At 61.3% G+C, this 19,859-nt stretch carries 20 protein-coding genes; 6 read left to right on the top strand and 14 right to left on the bottom strand.

The window, feature by feature from the left end:
* The first annotated feature begins 404 nt into the window (after positions 1–404).
* Positions 405–1,544 carry a LysR family transcriptional regulator gene (locus P0D89_RS12670; protein WP_408376729.1) on the top strand — a complete coding sequence of 380 codons (1,140 nt, stop codon included), beginning with the start codon at positions 405–407 and terminating at the stop codon, positions 1,542–1,544.
* Here P0D89_RS12670 and P0D89_RS12665 read toward each other — a convergent pair.
* Both P0D89_RS12665 and P0D89_RS12660 read right to left on the bottom strand, forming a co-directional pair.
* On the bottom strand, positions 1,431–2,735 hold the full coding sequence (locus P0D89_RS12665) for an Nramp family divalent metal transporter (protein WP_408376653.1): 1,305 nt from the start codon (positions 2,733–2,735) through the stop codon (positions 1,431–1,433). The genes P0D89_RS12670 and P0D89_RS12665 overlap by 114 nt on opposite strands.
* Before the next feature lie 165 nt (positions 2,736–2,900).
* The gene (locus tag P0D89_RS12660; protein ID WP_408376652.1) at positions 2,901–4,157 is read right to left on the bottom strand and encodes a cupin domain-containing protein; all 1,257 of its coding nucleotides are present in this window, start codon (positions 4,155–4,157) and stop codon (positions 2,901–2,903) included.
* A 311-nt stretch (positions 4,158–4,468) separates the two neighbouring features.
* Between P0D89_RS12660 and tatA the strand changes: the two genes are divergently transcribed.
* Positions 4,469–4,696 (top strand): Sec-independent protein translocase subunit TatA, encoded by a 228-nt coding sequence (tatA, locus tag P0D89_RS12655; RefSeq protein WP_408361383.1) that lies wholly within the window; start codon positions 4,469–4,471, stop codon positions 4,694–4,696.
* A gap of 46 nt (positions 4,697–4,742) precedes the next feature.
* Positions 4,743–5,339 carry a Sec-independent protein translocase protein TatB gene (gene tatB / locus P0D89_RS12650; protein WP_408361384.1) on the top strand — a complete coding sequence of 199 codons (597 nt, stop codon included), beginning with the start codon at positions 4,743–4,745 and terminating at the stop codon, positions 5,337–5,339.
* 447 nt (positions 5,340–5,786) lie between these two features.
* Here tatB and P0D89_RS12645 read toward each other — a convergent pair whose 3' ends face one another.
* Together P0D89_RS12645 and P0D89_RS12640 are read right to left on the bottom strand one after the other, a co-directional pair.
* Positions 5,787–6,659, bottom strand: a complete 873-nt coding sequence (locus P0D89_RS12645; protein WP_408376651.1) for a DMT family transporter — start codon at positions 6,657–6,659, stop codon at positions 5,787–5,789.
* Between the two features lie 152 nt (positions 6,660–6,811).
* Entirely contained in the window at positions 6,812–8,269 is a 1,458-nt protein-coding gene (locus P0D89_RS12640; protein ID WP_408376650.1) for a DNA-3-methyladenine glycosylase 2 family protein, read from the bottom strand.
* A gap of 199 nt (positions 8,270–8,468) precedes the next feature.
* On the opposite strand from P0D89_RS12640, the gene P0D89_RS12635 reads away from it, so the two are divergent.
* Entirely contained in the window at positions 8,469–8,909 is a 441-nt protein-coding gene (locus P0D89_RS12635; RefSeq protein WP_408361387.1) for a YciI family protein, read from the top strand.
* Between the two features lie 411 nt (positions 8,910–9,320).
* Positions 9,321–10,238: an AraC family transcriptional regulator gene (locus tag P0D89_RS12630; protein WP_408376649.1), complete on the top strand. Its 918-nt coding sequence runs from the start codon at positions 9,321–9,323 to the stop codon at positions 10,236–10,238.
* A gap of 85 nt (positions 10,239–10,323) precedes the next feature.
* Here P0D89_RS12630 and P0D89_RS12625 read toward each other — a convergent pair whose 3' ends face one another.
* The 9 genes from P0D89_RS12625 to P0D89_RS12585 all read right to left on the bottom strand — a co-directional run bounded on the left by P0D89_RS12625 (position 10,324) and on the right by P0D89_RS12585 (position 18,279).
* Positions 10,324–10,485 (bottom strand): type 2 periplasmic-binding domain-containing protein, encoded by a 162-nt coding sequence (locus P0D89_RS12625; RefSeq protein WP_408376648.1) that lies wholly within the window; start codon positions 10,483–10,485, stop codon positions 10,324–10,326.
* 38 nt (positions 10,486–10,523) lie between these two features.
* The gene (locus tag P0D89_RS12620) at positions 10,524–11,561 is read right to left on the bottom strand and encodes an SGNH/GDSL hydrolase family protein (protein WP_408376647.1); all 1,038 of its coding nucleotides are present in this window, start codon (positions 11,559–11,561) and stop codon (positions 10,524–10,526) included.
* 406 nt (positions 11,562–11,967) lie between these two features.
* A complete protein-coding gene (locus P0D89_RS12615; RefSeq protein WP_408361391.1) occupies positions 11,968–12,846 on the bottom strand; it encodes an ABC transporter permease in 879 nt (292 codons plus the stop codon).
* Positions 12,843–13,673 carry an ABC transporter ATP-binding protein gene (locus tag P0D89_RS12610; RefSeq protein WP_408361392.1) on the bottom strand — a complete coding sequence of 277 codons (831 nt, stop codon included), beginning with the start codon at positions 13,671–13,673 and terminating at the stop codon, positions 12,843–12,845. Before P0D89_RS12610 ends, P0D89_RS12615 begins: the two co-directional genes overlap by 4 nt.
* An 88-nt stretch (positions 13,674–13,761) precedes the next feature.
* The gene (locus P0D89_RS12605) at positions 13,762–14,814 is read right to left on the bottom strand and encodes an ABC transporter substrate-binding protein (RefSeq protein ID WP_408361393.1); all 1,053 of its coding nucleotides are present in this window, start codon (positions 14,812–14,814) and stop codon (positions 13,762–13,764) included.
* A gap of 49 nt (positions 14,815–14,863) precedes the next feature.
* Positions 14,864–15,772, bottom strand: coding sequence for a TauD/TfdA dioxygenase family protein (locus P0D89_RS12600; protein ID WP_408376646.1), 909 nt, complete (start codon positions 15,770–15,772; stop codon positions 14,864–14,866).
* Positions 15,773–15,918: 146 nt separating this feature from the next.
* Positions 15,919–16,620: an amino acid ABC transporter permease gene (locus P0D89_RS12595; protein ID WP_408361395.1), complete on the bottom strand. Its 702-nt coding sequence runs from the start codon at positions 16,618–16,620 to the stop codon at positions 15,919–15,921.
* Positions 16,617–17,366, bottom strand: coding sequence for an amino acid ABC transporter permease (locus P0D89_RS12590; RefSeq protein WP_408361397.1), 750 nt, complete (start codon positions 17,364–17,366; stop codon positions 16,617–16,619). Before P0D89_RS12590 ends, P0D89_RS12595 begins: the two co-directional genes overlap by 4 nt.
* 94 nt (positions 17,367–17,460) lie before the next feature.
* Positions 17,461–18,279, bottom strand: coding sequence for an ABC transporter substrate-binding protein (locus P0D89_RS12585; RefSeq protein ID WP_408376645.1), 819 nt, complete (start codon positions 18,277–18,279; stop codon positions 17,461–17,463).
* Positions 18,280–18,761: 482 nt separating this feature from the next.
* Here P0D89_RS12585 and P0D89_RS12580 point away from each other — a divergent pair, with 482 nt between their 5' ends.
* Entirely contained in the window at positions 18,762–19,487 is a 726-nt protein-coding gene (locus P0D89_RS12580; RefSeq protein ID WP_408376644.1) for a hypothetical protein, read from the top strand.
* A gap of 38 nt (positions 19,488–19,525) precedes the next feature.
* Here P0D89_RS12580 and P0D89_RS12575 read toward each other — a convergent pair whose 3' ends face one another.
* Entirely contained in the window at positions 19,526–19,855 is a 330-nt protein-coding gene (locus P0D89_RS12575; RefSeq protein WP_408376643.1) for a hypothetical protein, read from the bottom strand.
* Positions 19,856–19,859: the final 4 nt, after the last annotated feature.

Here is a 19,859-nt window from a genome sequence, read left to right as displayed (position 1 = left end):
CGCGGCTGCGCTCTCGTCCATCTACGTGTTCGCGACGTTATGCCCGCCACGGGTATTGCCCCGCGCTACGATCGTGAAACGTAAAACGCAGACACCAATGAAATTCAAGCTGACCGAGCCAATTGACAAGAATCACTCGAAGCGTGAGCAGTATCTCCTTGTCAGTCGTCTTTACGTTCCAGGCGTCCTTCGCCGAATTGGCGTTGGTCTCCAACGTATTGCTATCCAGGCGAATCGGACCTGACGTTCAGTCCACTTCTGAGAGATAGGCATGCAATGGGATTGTGTCGCCAACACGAATTCACTATTGCGACATTGTGTCGCGCCCTGGGGATAAACTGCCGTGGGGCCCCAGATTTCTCGTGGGCGTCTTTACGTTCCTGAAAGGAGACGCACGGTCTCACATGAGAAATATAACGATTCGACAACTCAAGGCTTTCGAAAGTGTGGCGCGCAACTTGAGTTTTTCCCGCGCAGCTGAGGACCTTCACCTGACCCAGCCGGCCGTATCGATGCAGATCAAGCAGATGGAGGAGCAGGCTGGCTTGCCGCTGTTCCGCCACTCCGGTAAGCGGATCTCACTGACCGAAGCAGGCAAGCTGATTCTGCGACACTGCCGGGTGATTCTTGCAGATCTGAAGACCGCCGAGCAATCACTGGCGGACCTCATGACAGGTGGCATCCAGCGTCTGCGAGTTGGATTGATTACCTCCGGCAGCTACTTCTTTCCGCATCTGATCAACTCGTTCATGCAGCGCAACCCCGGGGTCGATCTCGACATGACAGTGCGCAGTCGCGATCAACTCATCATCTTGCTGCGAAGCGACGAGATCGACCTCGCCGTGATGGTGCATGCGCCGGATGGCCCTGCCATCGTAGCCGAGCCGTTTGCACCTAATCCCTTCGTACTGGTGGCGGCGCCGACGCATCCGCTTGCATATGAACCCGACATCCCCTATGCGCGTATCGCGCTCGAATGCCTGCTCGTACGTGAGAGCGGTACTGACACCCGCAACGCCGCCAACGACGCATTCCGCAGTCACGAATCGACGCCGCGTTTTATGGAAATCGGCTGCGAAGAAGCGATCAAGCAGTCGGTCATGGCCGGCATGGGCATCAGCTTTCTATCAAGACAAGCGGTTCAGTCCGAAGTGCGCGCCGGCTTGCTCAGGGTGCTCGACGTGCAGGGCTTTCCACTTAAACGCCAGTGGTGTGTCGCCCATCGCGCGGACCGCCCCCTGCCGCCGGCGGCTCGCGACTTCCGGCAGTTTCTTCTTACCGAGGGCGGCAAACGGCTTGAAGATTTCACGAGAATCGAGAGTGTGCATACGGGCATGGATCTTCAGCGGCCTGACCACGCTGCCATAGAAACAAGGACGACTGCCGTCAGTAGCGCCAGTCACGAAGTCGCGCTTCGCACTCGCGCGCTGTTACGAGACGACCGACTGCCAGATGAGCATCACGTTCAGGGCCAGAATCACGCCTGTGGCGACGACGGCCGTGCCGATCAGCTTGCGGCACGCAGTGAATCGACCCATCACTGAGTGCCGCGATGACAGCACCACGAGTGCGATGAGCGGGACTGGCAGGACGATGCTGAGCACGATCTGGCTATCCACCATTGCGTTCATTGGATTGCACGTCATGCAGACGATGACGGCCGGCACCATCGTCATGAGGCGTCGTGCCAGCACCGGCGTCTTGAATCCGACAAAGCCCTGCATGATGTTTTGACCGGCCATCGTTCCCACCACCGAGCTGGAAATACCCGAAGCCAGCAGTGAAACGAGGAACAGTGCTGCCGCTCCGGCGCCAAGAACAGGCGTGAGCGTGTGATACGCCACGGTGAAGTCGGAAATGCCGGGCGCCTTCTTGCTGAACACGGAAGCGGACATGGCCACCATCGCCAGGTTCACGAAGCAGGCAAAGCCCAGTGCGATCACCACTTCACGGTTCGAGAACCGCACCAGCTTGCGGCGCTGGTAGTTGTCGTGCGCCGGTACGCGGTTCTGCGTCAGACCCGAGTGCAGATAAATCGTGTGCGGCATGATGGTCGCGCCGATGATGCCCACCGCGAGCATCAGCGCGTCGTTGCCATGCAGATGCGGCACGAAGGTGTGAAAGATAGCGGCGTGCCAGTTCGGTGGTGCGATCACGAGTTCGCATAGATAGCTCAGACCGATGACGGTGACGAGCGCGGCGATTACGATTTCGAGCGGACGGAAACCCTTTTTATCGAGCGACAGAATGCCGATAGTGATGGCGCCGGTAATCAGCAGTCCCCACCCCATCGCCACATGAAACAGCAGCGAGATCCCCATCGCCGCGCCCATGAACTCTGCCAGATCGGTCGCCATCGCGGCGATCTCCGAGCCGATCCACATGCCGATCACGAGCGGACGCGGAAACTCGTCGCGGCATAGTTCCGCGAGACTACGGCCGGTCACGATGCCGAGTTTGGCTGACATCGCCTGAAACAGCATCGCCACGAGGCTCGACAGCAGCACCACCCAAAGCAGTTCATAACCGTAGGTCGAGCCCGCCTGGATGTTGGTCGCGAAGTTGCCCGGGTCCATGTAGCCGACCGAGGCGATCACCCCGGGGCCGGCGAACGGCAGCAGCGCACGGACGCCACGGCGTTTGTTATCGAGGACATCACGCATCGCCGCGACGGTGTCGGCCGTCGATTCCCCGGACAGGGCGTAGCTGGCAGTGCGTTTGATTGCCATCAACATGGTGGGCGCCTCTTCAAAGTGCTACGTTGCGTCGATACGGGACGACTGCTTGCGCCCCGCAATCACAGCGGGACAGCATTGAATCCGGAGTGGGCGCCGTGAGTCCGCTTCAGGTCGAACCTGCGTGCACGCGGCGCGCCACTGTTACTGCAGGACTGCTTGCGCTTACGCGAGCACGTCGCGACGATTCTTCAGCTTGTGAATAACGTCGAGCGTGGCGTCATCGACGCGCAGGTGCTCACGCACCAACTGGCGCGGCGTGTTCGCCAGCCACTGCGCCAGAGTCACTTCGGAGAAGTGATCCGACTTGAAGATTTCCAGGAAGACGAGGTCGGTCTTCCCAGTGTTCTTGATGTAGTGCCCCAGGTTCTTCTCGACGTAGCCCACGTCACCCGGATTGAAGTCGACCGTTTGTGCGGCCGGGCCCGTGTTGAACACCGTCATGCGGCCGGTACCCTGGATGAAGTACTGCCATTCATCCGCATCCGGGTGCCAGTGCATCTCGCGCAAACCACCCGGACGGAGCGTCACCATCGCGGCCGCCACCGTCTTCGAAACCGGGAAGTTGCTGCTATCGACGATGCGCACTTCACCGCCAGGCTGCGCCAACGTCGGCGCCATGGAGCCCATGCGGAAGATGAACGGATGGTCCGGGCGTCCGTTCGGCGCTGCGGCGTAGGCCTGGTCTGCCGCAAGCGGGCCTGCCTTGGCGCCCTGGTAAATCCACAGCTGCTCGAGCGGGATTTCCTTGAATTTCTCGGCCGGCACGCCGAAGTTCTGCGCCAGGATGTCCGGTGGCGTGTGCGCCATCCAGTCCGTCACCATCAGCGTGTTGAATTCGCCCGCTGCGCCGTTGTCGAAGGCCAGCACGAACTCGCCGCCGTTGTTGCCCAAACCTTGCAGCGAATGCGGCAGGCCCGGCGGGAAGTACCAGATGTCGCCGGCTTGCACATCGGCGACTTCAGCGCGGCCCTTGGTGTCGATCGTCGTGATACGAACCTCGCCGCTGACCATGATGGCCCACTCTGCCTGCTGGTGCCAGTGCAGTTCGCGCACACCGCCCGGTCCGAGGCGCATGTTCACGCCCGCGATGTCCTTCGACACCGGGAACGCCTTCGTCGTCACTTCGCGTGCCCAGCCACCCGCCTGAATGCGCTTGTGCGCCTCATTGAAGGATGCCCATGGAATCGGCATTCCGCCGACGTCCGTCGGCGGCGGATTGTTGAACGACGGCAAAACGTCGCGCAGTTGCGGATTCTGCGGGCCCGGCTCGGAAATCGCGGCGGGCGTCGAGTTGATACTTCCTTGCAAAGGACGGTCTGGATTGCCGAATTCGGCGGCCTTGGCAGCGGCCGTTGCACCGAGTGCCACAGCTCCGGCGGCAGCTCCGGCTAATACGCTGCGACGTTTCAGGTCAGTCATGGTTGCTCTCTCATAAGTAATCCTACTGAACAATCCCCCGGTAGTCAGGATCAACTCCTGTACGACGCAGGTGTGGGCAGGAGGCGGCCTGGCTTGTGCTGCAGTGAGCCGTCGCGGTTCACTGCAGAATCATGACATCGCCATCCGCTCCGTGCGGCGAATATTAGAAACGTGCGGCGCAAATGAACAATCAAGATTTCTTTGAAGAATCTATAAGAACGTTTGATACACGCCAGGTGCAAATGCCACTACGATCAGCAGGACCCTGAACAAGTTGCTGTTAGGTTCATTACATATGAAAGGAGTTGATGATGGGCAGCCTTAGCATTACCCACTGGCTGATCGTTCTGGCAATCGTTGCGCTCGTTTTCGGCACGAAGAAGATCCGCAATCTCGGCGCGGACCTCGGCGGTGCGATCAAGGGTTTCAAGGAAGGCATGCAGGAAATCGAGCCGGTTACGGCAGACGCCACAGCGAAGGCGGCGCCGGCGGCCGCGCACATCGACGTGCAGGTTCCTCCGGCGGCTTCGCAACAATGACCCGTGCATGTGATTGAATCTGCAACAATCTGGAGGGACGATTGCCATGTTTGACATCGACATTTCCAAAATGGCCGTCATCGGCACGGTTGCACTGGTCGTGCTCGGTCCAGAACGACTTCCCCGTGTCGCGCGCACCGCCGGCACGTTGCTAGGGCGCGCGCAACGTTATCTGAATAGCGTGCGGGCGGAAGTAGACAAGCAGATCCAGATCGACGAACTGCGCAAGGTGAAGGAAGGTGTCGAACTGGCGGTGACCAATGTGCAGAGCGCGGTCGACCGTACCGTGCGCCAGCATGCTGGTGAACTGCAGGCTGGCGCCGATGCGGCGGCAGCAAGCTTGAAAGAAGTGTTGCCAACCGCCGACCTGCCCTCCGTCCACGACCTTACCGGAGACTTGCAGGCGGATCTATTCAAAGTTCGACCCGCGCAGTTGCCGATGTCCGGGCAGTCCGATGCCTCGCTTCACGCGCCACGTCCGGATGCTGTTTCGTCCATGGCACCGGCATTTGCCGGCCAGCCAACGCGGGCGAGGAGGCGTGGTCCGGTATCAGGCGCTCGGGGCGCCGCTGTCAAGCGCACCCGCGTTGTCTCGATGGCCGCCAGCAAGGCGCTGGGACGGAATTGTGGGCGCCTCGCGTGAAGCTCTTTGGCCAGGTGTGCAGCGAGGTCAGTACCTACGTCGGGAACGATCAATGATAGAAACCGTTCAGGCAGAGGCCGCCCCACTTGAGGCATTCACTTGAAAGGCATGACTATTCGCGTCCGCCGTAGATAGGCGACCCTGTTACTGTCCCGCGCCCAGGGACTGTCGATCTCTTTCGACCAAAGCGCTGTCGTACCGGATTCGGTCAAGACGGTATCAACCGAACGCCGCCAATGCGGCCATTCAACCGGGCGATCGCGACACCCATCCAACCGGCCGCGACCGCCCCACCCACTGCCTGACTTACTGCCCCGGCAATCCGGTGATGTTGCTTGTCGTCGTAGACGACAACGTCGGAACGATGTTCGTACCTCCAGCATTCTTGATTGTGCTGTTAGTGAAAATCAGGCGCACATCGGAGCTTGCTAAACTTTCCGCCATCATTCATGCGCCGCGGGTCCGCAACCCGCCGAGCTTGCCGCTTGCCAAGGCGGTTCCGAACAGGATGATCACGCATCCGGAGATCATCACCGGCGTGATCGGTTCCTGCAGAAAAACGGAACCCCAGATCATTCCGAAGATAGGGATGAGAAACGTGACCGACGCAGCATAGGCGGCGCCAGCACGTTCAATCAGCCTGAAAAACAGGACGTACGCAAAGCCCGTGCATACCACTCCCAGTGCTGCGACGCAGGCCCAGGTCGATGACGCGACAGCGTACTTCGGCAAGAAGAATAGCGACATCGGGACCAGCACAATCGACGCGGACACTTGACTGCCGAAGGCCACGACGAACGGATTCACGCCAGCAAGATGGCGTTTGGAGTAGTTCACCGCAAATCCGTAGAACAGGGTTGCAAGCAGCGCGGCGCCAATCGCGAGCACGAGTACGCTCCCGCCGCCGATGCTGGTTTCCCACGCCAGCACCACCACGCCCACAAGCCCCAACAGCAAACCGGCAACTTGCGCCAGCGGCATGGATCCCTGGAAAGCAACCATCGCGATTAACGCGGCCCAAAGAGGAGTCGTCGCATTCAGGATAGAGTCGACGCCCGCGTTCACGTAGAGGGTCGAGTACGCGAGCAGGCAAAACGGTGGGGCCGAATTGGTCACGCCCACAACGAACAAGGGCCAAGCCTTTGACCTGAGCTGATCGCATGAGATTGCCGATCGAAGCACCGGGATTAAAACGAGCGCCGCAATTGTGACGCGGAGTGCGATCAGCGCGATTGGTCCGAGTTCTGGTACCGCGACACGCATAAAGAGAAACGAAGCCCCCCAGATTGCAGCCAGCGCGAGCAGTTCGAGAACGTTCATTTGAATGTGAAAATCCGGTGGTTGGAATATGGGTTCGTGCATGCATCGGCGAGCCGCGAATGGAAGTCGCACGAGTGAATAGCGCAAGGCAAGCATTGCCGCGATAAAGATCAGGTCTGTTGAGCCCGCTTCGAATACGCGAACTACGTAGCTCAGCGGTCAGCACACCCGGATCGTGGGTGTAATGCTTCGTGCAGACGCCAAACATGCAACGCTGCGTAAGCCCGCCAAGGCTGCCATTGTTGGGCGTGTTGACTGAGCGCAGCAGTACTCGAAAAGCCTAGCTTCTTCTTCAGCACTGCGTCGTCGTGAGGAAATGCGTTCGGCCACGCTAGCGAGCGCATCGCAATGTACTGGACAGTCCATTCGTCCATTCCCCGGATACGCCTCAGCGAATCAAGCGTCTCTTCCAGAGGCGCAAGCGGCTCCAACGCAATACGCCCGGCGGCCACTTCCGCTGCAACGGCAACGATTGTTTCCGCCCGGATGCGGGTGATGCCTGTTGCCTGAAGCGCCGCGGCCGGGAGGTCCGCAAACACCGATGCGCAAGGAAATGTCGTCGTCAGACCGAAGGGGGCCACGAGCTTCGTTCCAAAACGTTCAGCCATGCGCGACAGGATCGCCCGTGCATCGGGCGCCGGGATTCGCTGCCCGACGATAGCGCGTACCGCGATCTCGAACCCATCGAAGGCACCCGGCACACGCATGCCCGGCAGCCCGGTTGCCAGATCGCCGAGATGCCTGTCGATCAGGTCCGGGCGAGCGGCCAGGTCGAACATGCGTCGAACGCGCCCGAGAACCTGTGCAATCGCCGGTGTCAGCGATACCGGAACCGTAGTCTCTATTGCATACCGTTGCGGCGCGTGCGTTACTTTGATCCAGCCCACGACGTGCCGGCTACCCTGCTTCAGTTCGATGGCTCGTGCGTAGCTATCGTCACCGACGTGCTCAACGCCGCTCACCTGCCATTGGGCGAAAAATGCAAGCACACTGGACCACGAGAAAGGCGGTCTGTATCCAAGCGAAAAGGTGATGGTTTCTTGCGGCCGAGAGTCGATGTCCTTTCGGAACCGGCGTGGATTCAGACTGTACTGCTTCAAAAAGAGGTCATTGAACCGCCTGACGCTTCCGAATCCAGCTGTCAATGCCACTGTGCTGATGGGCAAGCTCGTGTCCGTCAGCAGGCGCTTTGCCAGCAGCAGCCTTTGAGTCTGAGCGAACTCGATCAGCGATACGCCATATTCGGCGTCGAAAATCCGGCGCAGATGGCGGTCAGTCACCCCGACACGCGCGGCAAGCTCCGCGAGGCTCGCACCATCCAGAAAACCTTCTTCGATGAGCGCCGCCGCCTGGGCAAGCCGGCCCGACACATCGAGCAATCCGTTACCGGGCGCCAGCTCCGGCCGGCAACGCAGGCAGGGGCGAAATCCGGCCTTCTCGGCCGCCGCGGCGTTGGGAAAGAAGTGACAATTCTCCCGCTTCGGCGTCCGTACGGGACAGACCGGCCGACAATAGATGCCTGTCGAAGCGACGCCGACAAAAAACCAACCATCGAATCGGCGATCTCGCGAAAGCAATGTCTGGTAGCAGGTGTCGGGATCGAGGTTCATGCCTCAACTTTAGTGGGAAGCCGGAGATGATTCTGGCCAGATTCGGACACGAGTATTCGGGCGTGTGTGGGCCTGAAAAATTTCTACCGCGTGATACCTTGCGGATGTCGATTTGGTGCCCACCCGTTCGTCGTGGTGTTGAAGGCACCGAATGCCTTTCGACAGAACCCGGAACTTACCTTTTGACAGGAGAAACCCAATGCGCGTGATGGTCATGATCAAGGCGTCCCCCGAATCCGAAGCCGGTCAAATGCCCAGCATGGAACTCATCGAGGCGATGGGCAGATTCAACGAAGAACTGGTCAAGGCCGGCATCATGCTCGGCGGCGACGGACTGAAACCGAGCTCGAAGGGCGTGCGCGTCAAATTTTCCGGCAAGGACCGAACTGTCGTCGACGGCCCGTTTGCCGAAACCAAAGAACTGATCGCCGGCTACTGGATCTGGCAAGTGCAATCTATGGACGAGGCCATCGAATGGGTACGCCGCTGCCCGAACCCGATGGTCAGCGACTCGGAAATCGAAATTCGCCCCTTCTTCGAGCCCGAGGATTTCGGCGAGGCGTTTACGCCCGAGCTTCAGGAGCGTGAAGAACGGCTGCGGCAGCAGATTGAATCCAATCAGGGTACGGAGCGTCGTTAACAAAGTGCGCGACACGGCACGATCCGTGTCGTCACGCCCTCACGTCCCGAGGCCTCAAGTCCTCAAGTCCTCAAGTCCTCAAGTCCGATAGGTCGTTCAGAAGATTAATCGCAGAGACGGTCACCTGGCGTGGCCGCTCTTCGATTTGCTGCCTCCGCCCGCTCTTGCATAACCGCCGGTCGGGTCTTGCAGTCCTATTGCCCACCCCAGCCCCCTGCCCCCGACCCCACTAAAATTCGCGCGCGAGGAAGCAGCGCGCGATCTCGAGACCGAGTCCGGAAGAGCAGCCGGTGATCAGCACGGTTTTCATGGGGAAATCCTGTGGAGTGGTTGGCGTGTGCACAACGATAGATCTGTGAGCCCGTACTCGCTACAATCAATCATTCAAGTTTCATTTGCAGGAGTCCGGCGATGATCGATCCGCTGGCCGAAGTCGTGACGTTGCTGCAGCCGGGTGCCCGGTTCTCCAAACTCGTGCTCGGCGCGAGCCCCTGGCGCATTAGCCGCTCGGATGCCGGCCAGCCGTTCTATTGCGTGATCCTCGACGGCGGGTGCCGTATCGCGATCGACGGACACGAGCCGATCGAGCTGCTGTCGGGTGACTTCGTGCTGATTCCAGCCGCCTACGGCGTCGCCATGTCCAGCCTCGAAGCGCCACCACCGGGCGTCGAGACGCTGGCGCCCGTCGCGCTGGGCAACGGTGAATTCCGACTCGGCGCACCGGACCGCCCGATCGACGCACGCATGATGGCGGGCCACTGCAGCTTCGGTTCACCGGATGCGTCGCTGCTGGTCTCTCTGCTGCCGCAAATCGTGCATGTGCGCGGCGAACAGCGGCTGGCCACGCTCGTGCAACTCGTACGGGAGGAATCACGCGAGCAGCGGCCCGCGCGCGAAGTCGTGCTCTCACGACTACTGGAAGTGCTACTCATCGAGGCGCTGCGGTCCACAGCAGGAACGAACGCGTCACCGGGCCTGGTGCGAGGCCTTGCCGACAGCCGCCTCGCGGCCGCGATCCGCGGAATGCACGAACACCCGACGCGCGCGTGGACGGTGGCTGAGCTCGCGAGGGAGGCCGCGCTCTCGCGCTCGAGCTTTTTCGAGCGCTTCAGCCGCGCGGTCGGCGTTGCGCCGATGGAATATCTGCTCACCTGGCGCATGGCGCTCGCGAAGGACCTGCTGCGTCGTAACGAAGGCCGTGTCGCCGAGATTGCGCAGCGTGTCGGCTATAGCTCGGCCAGCACGTTCAGCGTCGCGTTCACGCGGCACGTCGGCCGGCCGCCTACGCAGTATGCGCGGGAAGAACAGGCCGCAGCGAATGAGGTATGAGGCGTGACCCCTCAACCTGAGGCCGGCCAATGGCCGCCGAAGCCCCCGCTTTCAATCGACACACGCGGGATGCGTCATGACTCGTTTAGCGCAGCCGCCAGATCACCATGTCGCGCAGCCATCGGGTCGCAGGGCCGCCATGGTTCCGGGGATGCCAGGCCATCAAGAGCGTGAAGTTTTCCGCCCCGAATGGCAGTTCGAAATAGTCAAACCTCTCTGCTTCGTTTGCCGGCAGCAGTCGCGGCAACGTGCCGACTCCGCCGCCGACTCATCGTTCTCCGCAGCTCAATGGCCCAGACCGGCGCTGGCAATCTGATGCTCCACGAACTGGGCAAACAGCGTATGCAGATGCGTCGTCGGATGAAGGTCGTCGGCGAACATGTAGGTCTGATCCGCGTTGGCGGCGACGTAGGTTGCCGGCGAGCACAGCAGTGCCGTCTGGTCGGGCGTTTTCTTCGGATCGCAGGCGACGCCGGTGTTCGACACTGTGAAACCATTGGCCTGAAAGTTCGCGATGATCTGGTTCAGCCACGTATAGGCGTCGATCTGGATCACCTTCCCTTGCAGCCCATCGGTTTGCAAAGCAGCGTTCAGCGTGCTGTTGAAGAGTTGCGAAAGCTGGGTCAGGTTGGCCCCACCATCCGATGATGCGATGCCAGTGGGCGACAGTCCGATGTTCGGCAGATTGATCACCACCACATGAGTGGCGCCGTTCTGGACGATCTGCCCGACAAGCTGGGCGAGCGTGGTCGCCGCCGTCTCGACAGGCTGGGCTGCGGCCGGCAACTGGCCGGCCCGAAGCACATCGTTCGCGCCGGCCCACACGAGCACCAGCTGATTGGCGTCGAAGCTCTTGTGAGCGCTCAGATAGCTCGAGATCTGCTGATTGACGGGCATCTCGATGTCGCCGATCACTTGGGTCAGGAAGTCGTTCTGATCCGCCGGCGTCGCCACCGTGGCGCCACCTTCCGCATAGCCGAGGCCGCTTTGCGCACTGAGCTTATGTGTGATGTCGATGGTGTACGCGGCGCTCAGCGTATCGCCGTAGTATTGCGCGACATCCTGAGTCCACACCTGACCGGGATTCGTAGTGAACCGTCCGCCGCCAACCGCGTTGGCGATCGGCGCGTAGGTCCCGACGTCCGACAGGCTGTCGCCGAACGAGACGATTTGCAGATTAACGCCGCCCGCCGGCGTGGGCGTGGGCGTGTTGCTGTTGCTCGAGTTACTCGAACCGCTGTCGTGCCCGCCGCCGCATGCCGCAAGCAGAGAGATCCCGATGGCAAAAACTACAGCGCGCGCCTGGTCATTTATTCCTCGCATAGCTCCTCCTACCTGAACGGTCGGGCGGTTCAGCCACGTGACGCGGTTTGTCGGCCACCGCTGTCGTGACAAGCATGCTGATTACGCAAAAAGCGTGCGCTGTCGCAGTCGAGACTGACTGCGCAACACGACCGGCGTCATGCCGGGGTCGTTCGGGCCGGTCACCATCCCCCTCATGCTCAGCCGTGCACGGAACAGCACGACGAGCTCATCGCTGAGATCGCCGCCTCAAAGGGCACGAGCGCCAATTGTTCACATTTGGTAAGGACGAGCAGACTGGATTACAAATAGCTGCGATCGACGGGAATGGTTGGAGGACTGACTGCGGCGGTGCGTGTCGCTTCGGTTCGGGTCCACCGGCAGTCGGCGGCGAGCCCCGGCAGTGCCTCGCGGCGTCGTGAGCCATTCAGTGCTGGACGCCCCAGCGCCGTACCGTAACGCGCTCCAGCGTATTGAACACCAGATGCTCGATCAGCAGGCCGATCACGATCACCGCGGCGAGGCCCGCGAATACGCGGTCCGTGTACAGTTCATTGCGATTCTGGAAAATGTACCAGCCGAGCCCGCCGCTGCCCGAACTCGCGCCGAACACCAGTTCGGCCGCGATCAGCGTGCGCCATGCAAACGCCCAGCCCACCCGCAAGCCGGCCAGAATCGACGGCAACGCCGCGGGCACGAGGATCAGCAGCACATGACGCATGCCGGTCAGTCCATAGTTGCGCCCTGTCATGCGCAGCGTCGCGGGCACCGACTGAAAACCGGAGTACGTGTTGAGTGCAAGCGGCCACAGCACCGCGTGCACCAGCACGAACAACAGGCTGCCGGTGCCGAGACCGAACCACAGCAAGGCGAGCGGCAACAACGCGATCGACGGCAACGGGTTGAACATCGCGGTCAGCATCGACAGGAAATCGCGGCCCACCCGCGTCGATACGGCAAGCGACGTCAGCACGAACGCGAGCGCGGCGCCTAGCAGATAACCGCGCAGCAGCACGGACATCGACACCGCCGTTTTCTGCAGCAGTTCGCCGGACCACACGCCCTGCACGAACGCGCTGAACGTCGCACCGAAAGTCGGCAGCAACAGGTCGTTGTCGACCATGCGCGCGGCAATTTCCCACCCCGCGATCAGCACCAGCGCAATCAGCGCCTTGCGCAACCAGCTCTGCGCAAAGAGACGCTTGCCGAGCGGCAACGGCGCTTCGAGAGCGAGTTCGCCTAGCGGTTCGAGCGGACGTTCATACTCTTCGCGAACCGGGGGCAGCAAAGTGGCGGGCGAACTCATTGAGCGGTCTCCGTCTGCTCGAACAACAGGTGATGAATGCGTGCGACGCTGCGCTGAAAATCGCTGCGCCCGTAACTGTCCTGCGAATATTGATGACTGTTGAGTTCGGCGCGCACGCGGCCGGGATGCGGCGACAGAAGCAGAATCCGGTTGCCGACCACGAGCGCTTCCTCGATCGAATGCGTGACGAACAGCAGCGTGAAATTGACCTCTTCCCACAGCCGCAACAGCTCCTCCTGCATCTTGCGTCGGGTGAGCGCATCGAGCGCGGCAAAGGGTTCGTCCATCAGCAGCACGCGCGGCTGCATCGCCAGCGCGCGGGCAATCGCGACGCGCTGCTTCATGCCGCCCGACAGCGTATGCGGATACGCATTCGCAAACGAAGCCAGCCCGACCTTCTCCAGATAATGCAGCGCGCGCTCGTTGGCTTGCGCGCGCGAGAGCTTCTTCGCGACGCGCAGCGGGAAAGCGACGTTCTGCAGCACCGTCTTCCACGGCGGCAACTGGTCGAACTCCTGGAACACGACGATCCGGTCCGCACCGGGGCCGCGCACCGTCTGGCCGTCGAGCGAAATGCTGCCCGAACTCGGCTGGATGAAGCCGGCCACCGCCTTGAGCAACGTCGACTTGCCGCAGCCGGACGGCCCGAGCAGTACGAAGCGATCGCCGCCGTAGACATCGAAGCTGACGTCGTGTGTCGCGCGAACAATCCGCTCGCGCGTGCGGTATTCGAGGTTCACGTGTTCGACCGCGAGCAGTTTTTCGCTGGTCGCCACTCGGGGCTCGCCGGTGCGGTGCGGAAACAGAAGTGTGGGATTCGCCACCATCAGATCGCTCCCTGTGTGCTGACTGAACGGGCCAAACGAACTAAACGAACTGAACGGGCCGACAAAGGTCCGGCAACGATGAACATGCTCAACTCCCCGCCGCCGTCGCCGGGTCGTCGAAGAAGTAGTCCTTCCACGACTTCGGCTCGTTCCTGATCGCACCGACGCGATACATGAACTGGGCGAGCCCCAACGTGTTCTGCGGCGCGACCTTGAATTGCACCTGCGGATTTGTAATGACCTTCACGAGCAGATCGCGGTCGATCTTCGATTGATTCGTGCGGATGTAGATATCGGCGGCGGCATCCGGGTTCGCGGTGATGAAGCGCGCGGCATCGGCCAGTGCATCGACGAACGCGCGATACGTCTTCGGATTGTTGTCGCGGAATTTTTCGGTCGCATAAAGCACGGTCGCCGAACTCGGGCCGCCGAGCACGTCATAAGAATTCAACACGATGTGCGCCTTCGGATTGCCCGCCAGCTCCTGCTCCTGAAACGGCGGATTGCCGAAGTGACCGGTGATTTCCGTGCCGCCCGCGATGATCGCCGCGGCCGCGTCGGGATGCGGCAGCGCCTGGGTGAACTTGTCGAGGCGGTTGTACTCCTTGTCGCCCCAACGTTTGGCCGCCGCATATTGCAGCACGCGCGATTGCACCGACACATTGACGGCCGGCAGTGCGATGCGATCCTTCGCGGTGAAGTCGGCGATCGTTTTCACATCGGGATTGTTGCTCACCAGGTAGTACGGCAGATTGCCGAGCGACGCCACGCCCTTCACGTTCTGCTTGCCGTGCGTGCGGTCCCAGATGGTCAGCAGCGGGCCGACGCCGCCGCCGGCCACGTCCACCGCGCCCGAGAGCAGCGCATCATTGACCGCGGCGCCGCCCGAGAGCTTCACCCAGTCGACCTTGATGTCGAGCCCCTGCTTGCGCCCTTCCTTCTCGACGAACTGCTGGTCGCGCGCGACGTTCAGCAGCAGATAGACGATGCCGAACTGCTCTGCGATGCGGATCTGCCCTTCGGCATGCGCGGACGCGCTGGCGGCGAAGCCCGCGACGCCCATTGATAAAGTCAACAGTGTCGCGGTGAAGCGGCGAACATACGACGGCCGCTCGGCGGTCGGGCGAAACCTGTCAGGCATTGAAACTCCGGGTAGCGTGTAGTGTGAGATGAAAGCGGACGACGTTGCGTCAGAACGGCACGTCGCCTTCGATCGTCGTGCGATAAAGTTTGCGGCGCAGATGATCCGGCGTGCCGGCCGCGAGATGCATCAGCGAGCGGTTGTCCCAGAACACCATGTCGTGTTCCGCCCAGCGATGCCGGTAGATGTGTTCGGGGCGCACGCTATGCGCGAAGATTTCGGCGAGCAGCGCGCGGCTCTCGTCTTCCGGCAAGCCGATCACGCGGGTCGTGAAATGCTCGCTGACGAACAGCGCGCGGCGCCCGGTCTCGGGATGCGTGCGCACGATCGGCTGTACGACCGGCTTCACCTGAGCGATCTGCTCGGCCGACAGATCGGGCCGCCACGGGCTGCGCTTCTGCAGTTCGGCGTATTTGGCGAGGTAGGTGTGCTCGGCCGAACGGCCTTCCACCGCCGTGCGCAAGTGCGCGGGCAACGTGTCCCACGCGAGATGCATGTTGGCGAACAGCGTGTCGCCGCCTTCGGCGGGCAACTCCTGCGCATGCAACAGCGAACCGAGACTCGGCTTCTCCTTGTACGACAGGTCGGAGTGCCAGAAATGGCCGGCGTCGCCCAAACCGATCGGCTTGCCGTCTTCGACGATGTTCGACACCACCAGCACCTCCGGATAGCCCGGCAACTGGAACTGGTGCAGCACATGAATCTGCAGAGGACCGAAACGGCGGCTGAACGCGATCTGTTGATCGGGCGTAATGCGTTGATCGCGAAACACCAGCACGTGGTGATCGAGGTGGGCGCGGTGAATGCGCGCGAAATCGTCCTGGCTGAGCGGCTTGGCGAGATCGAGCCCGAGCACTTGCGCGCCGACGGGGCCGTCGAAAGCGCGAATCTCGATGGGCTGCTTCTCAATGGAGGCGCCGGCATGGCGGGTATCAGCAGGGGCAAAGGCAGTCGTCACAGGAAACTCTTCGTCGAATCTGTTCGGAGGACGCCATCGAAGGCGCAGTCCGATGAATTTACCGGCGCACGCGCTCAGCGGCAACGAAGCAAATCCGATACGTTTATCTGCTGTAGTGATAAACCCGATGTTTAAACGGGTCCGGGTTAGCGGGAGCGTGTCTGCCCACCCGCATCGAACGTGCCGGCCAGCAAACGCGTGACCGCCCACTGAAACGCGCCGCACAACACGAGATACACCAGACCCACGAACAAAAAAATCTGCGCCGGGTAGACCATGAGCCGGCTATTCACCTGATTCGCGAGGAACGTGAATTCCGGCACGCCGACGATATAGGCAAGCGACGTGTCCTTGATCAACGACACCCATTGATTGACGAACGACGGCGTCATCGTGCGTACCGCCTGCGGCAGAAGCACATGGCGCAACGCCTGAGCGTGTGTCATGCCGAGCGACATCGCGGCCTGCCACTGGCCGTCGCCGAGCGCGACGATGCCGGCCTGTACCGAATGCGACAGATACGCGCCGCCGATCAGCGCCAGCGCGCAGACCACGGTCGCGAGTCCGGGCACATCGATATGCAACAGCACCGGCATCAGAAAGTACGTCCAGAAGATCAGCATCAGCACCGGAATCGCGCGAAAAAATCCCACTACAGCGAGCAGCAGCATATGCAGCGCGCCGCGCGTCATCACGAGCGCGATGCCGCCTGCCAGGCCCAGCAGCGCCGACAGCACCGCCGACGTCAGCGTCAGCGCCACGGTCAGCGCGACTCCGCCGAGCGGGCCGGCGGGAAACGCGCCGGCTAGCAGATAGCGCAGGATCGGCAGCCAGTCCGGCGCACTCATGAGCCGCCTGGGCGCACAAACCGCGAGCCACCCGATTGATATGCGCCGCGCCGCTGCCAGATCAGCAATGCGACTTCGATCGCGGCAATCGCCGCAATGTAGAGCAAGGTCGCCATGCCGAACGACTGGAACGTCTTGAGGGTCTCCGTCTCGACCTGGCGCGACGAGTACGACAACTCAGCTAGGCCGATCGCCATCGTCAGCGACGAGTTCTTGATGACATTCATATATTGCCCGGCGAGCGGCGGCGTCGCGATCCGCACCGCCTGCGGCAAAATCACATGGCGCAACGTAGCGAAGCGCGTCAGGCCTAGCGCCGCGGCCGCCTGATATTGCCCGCCGCGCACGCCGCGCATCCCCGCGCGGAATTCCTCGCCGATGAAGGTCGTCGAATAGCAGGCGAGGCCGAACCAGCCCGCGACGAATTCGAACGTCGGCCAACCCATCGTGGCAGGTCCAAGCGTGACGGCATGCGGTGTATTGAGCCAGGTCATCACGCTGTCGGGCAACAGGACCGCCGCGCCGAAATACCAGAACAGTAATTGCACGAGCAGCGGCGAGTTGCGGAATATCAGCACGTAGCCGGCCGCCGCGCGGCGCAGCGCCGCGGCACGCGCGCTGCGTGCGAGCGCAAGCGCGAAACCCAGCAGCGTCGAGCAAACGATCACACTGGCCGACAGCGCCAGCGTCATCGCGAAGCCGCGCCAAATCCACGCGACGTAGCGAGGTTCGAGCCACGCGTTCATGGTCACCATCCAGAAGCTAATGCATTGGCAGAGATAAAACAGACCGGCCGCCGTCATGCGAACGGGCGGCCGGACAGTGAGCGTGCCGAACGGCTCAACTCTTTTGCGGATCGCCAATCCTGAACAGACGAGGCAGCGGCGCTTTGCTCGCCGGCCCGAACCACTGGTCGTAAATCTTCGCCGCGTTGCCGTTCGCTTCCAGATTCACCAGCGTTTCGTTGACGATACTCAACAGACTCGCCTCGTTTTTCGGCACGCCGACACCTTCATAGTCGTTCGAAATCGTGAATGGCGGGATCTCGTACTTCTCCTTGTCGGGCACGTTGGCGAGCAAGGCGACCAGCTTCGGGCCGTCCTGCGTGATCGCCTGCACATTGCCGGCGCGCAGCGCGGCGAATGCGAAAGGCGTGTCGTCGTAGGCAACGATGGTCGCGGCCGGGAACTGCGCGCGGACCTGCTGTTCGTTCGTCGTGCCCTTGTCCGCGCCGATGCGCAAACTGCCCAGTTGCTGCGGCGACTTCAACATGCCCTTCTTCGCGATGAACTGCGTGCCCGACGCGAAGTACGGGGTGCTAAAGTCGATTTCCTTGCGGCGCTCGTCGGTGATCGTGAAGTTCGCGAAAACCAGATCGACTTTGTTCGACTTCAGAAACGCGATCCGGTTGGCGGGATTGGTGGGCTGAATCTCGAGCTTGACGCCGAGCTTCGCTGCGACCGCGCGTGCATAGTCGACGTCGAGGCCTACGATCCGATTGGTCTTCGGGTCGACGAAACCGAACGGCGGATTACTGTCGAAAGTCGCGACGCGCAGCACGCCGGCTTTCCTGATGTCGTCGAGTCGATCGGCGTGCGCGACGCCTGATAAGGTGAGCAGCAGCCCGAGCACAGCAGCGCTGCGAGTCCAGGTTTTCATGATCAAGCCCCGTGGTGATCCGTTCAATGCGTATGTATCGTGTCGGGCGTTCCTGTGCCCTTGGCGAAGACTCTAGCAGCGCGTCATATCGTCACGAACAAACGATTTGTCAGGTACTAAGTCGATGGCGTCATAACAGCATTTCGGAGCGCGGATCGACCAGGCTCGACGAGATCGTTCAATTAAAAAATTCTGAAGCATTGAAGCTGAGGATGTTAAAAATTCCGAATGGGCGCATCTAAAACAATCCTCCGGAAAATGTAATTTCCGCTTTCACGGACCTCAATCCTCACTCACGCCCCCCGCACCCGCGAACCCTTGCCACCAAAGGCTTTTCAGCCAGCGGCAAGAAACTGGAAGTACAGTTTGTGTGCGGCGCTCCCTACACATCGTCGTAGTGTGTTGGCTGGCGCACATTAACTAACTCCGCCATGGAATAATTTTTATTACGAAGCAATTTCGGGGACTGCGGGATTACAACTATGCAAACCATCCCAGAGGCACGGGGTCATACCGTTGCAAAGCGGATTCGAATCGACAGAGGTGTCGCTCTGAGGTCTTTTGACGGCGTCATTCCTGCCGAAAAGATCGCTGAGATCAACGACGCCATCGATCGTTCGTTCGGCAACGTACCGCAACGTTCCCAATCAGGCGCCATGGTGGCGGCCATGCTACGTCGTGACGATGCATTCCGACAGCTTGAGGCGACCATCTGTGCTAATGCACGGGCCGCCGCCAAGGCCGGTCAGACCGCGTTGCCTTTGGACCCCTTTCACGTGCTGCGCTGCTCGAGCATGGCAACGCTCGCGGAAAGTCATTGTCGCCACTACGACTCCCATCTGCTGACCTTACTGATTCCGTTGCAGCTCGCGCCGGACGGCATATCCAATGGCGACCTTGTGATGTATCGGCGGCCCCGTCTGTCGGTCACCACGCTGGGCAACATGATGTGCAAGGCTCGTCACGGTCTGCAGCGCAGCCTGCCGTTCAATTGGCGCAAATGGCTGACGCTGCACGATCTGCGTCGCGGCAACTGCTCGCGCATACCGGTGCGGGTGGGCAGCGTTTACGAATTCAACGGATTTGCACTGCAACATGCGAATCTGGATGTCGAGACGGGGCAGCGTCGCACTCTGCTGATTCATTACTACGATCCGGGCCATTCGCTGGGCCTCAGCGCGATACTGCGTCGTGGCCGCATAGGCTGATCGCGGCCGGCCGATGATGCGCGAGCGCACGCCGTCTTTCACTCGCGCGTCATCATGATGCGGCTCGGCGCATCGAACTTCTCAAACCCCGAACTCCAGCAACGCCGGCCAAATCCCAATTGATAGGATAGCTTCCTATCGCGATCGACATGGAGCGCGCCTGCGGGCTTGGCCCGGCTCATCCGTCGAGACACCCATCCCTCTTCAATGCGCATGCTCCACGAGCCATCGCGACGAGCCCGCGTGCCGGCCAAAAATTTTCCCATTCCATTTAATCCGGAATACACTGAATTCAGGATTGCCTCCCCCTCACCCCCGCCAGTCTTCGCCAGCAGGAAGCTTTTGTCGTATTCCGCGAGCCGAAGCAAGCCA

The sequence above is a fragment of the Paraburkholderia sp. RL18-085-BIA-A genome, assembly GCF_046027075.1.
Taxonomy (GTDB): domain Bacteria; phylum Pseudomonadota; class Gammaproteobacteria; order Burkholderiales; family Burkholderiaceae; genus Paraburkholderia.
The sequence above is the reverse complement of the archived record's forward strand: the minus strand, read 5'-3'. Positions and strand labels throughout refer to the sequence as shown.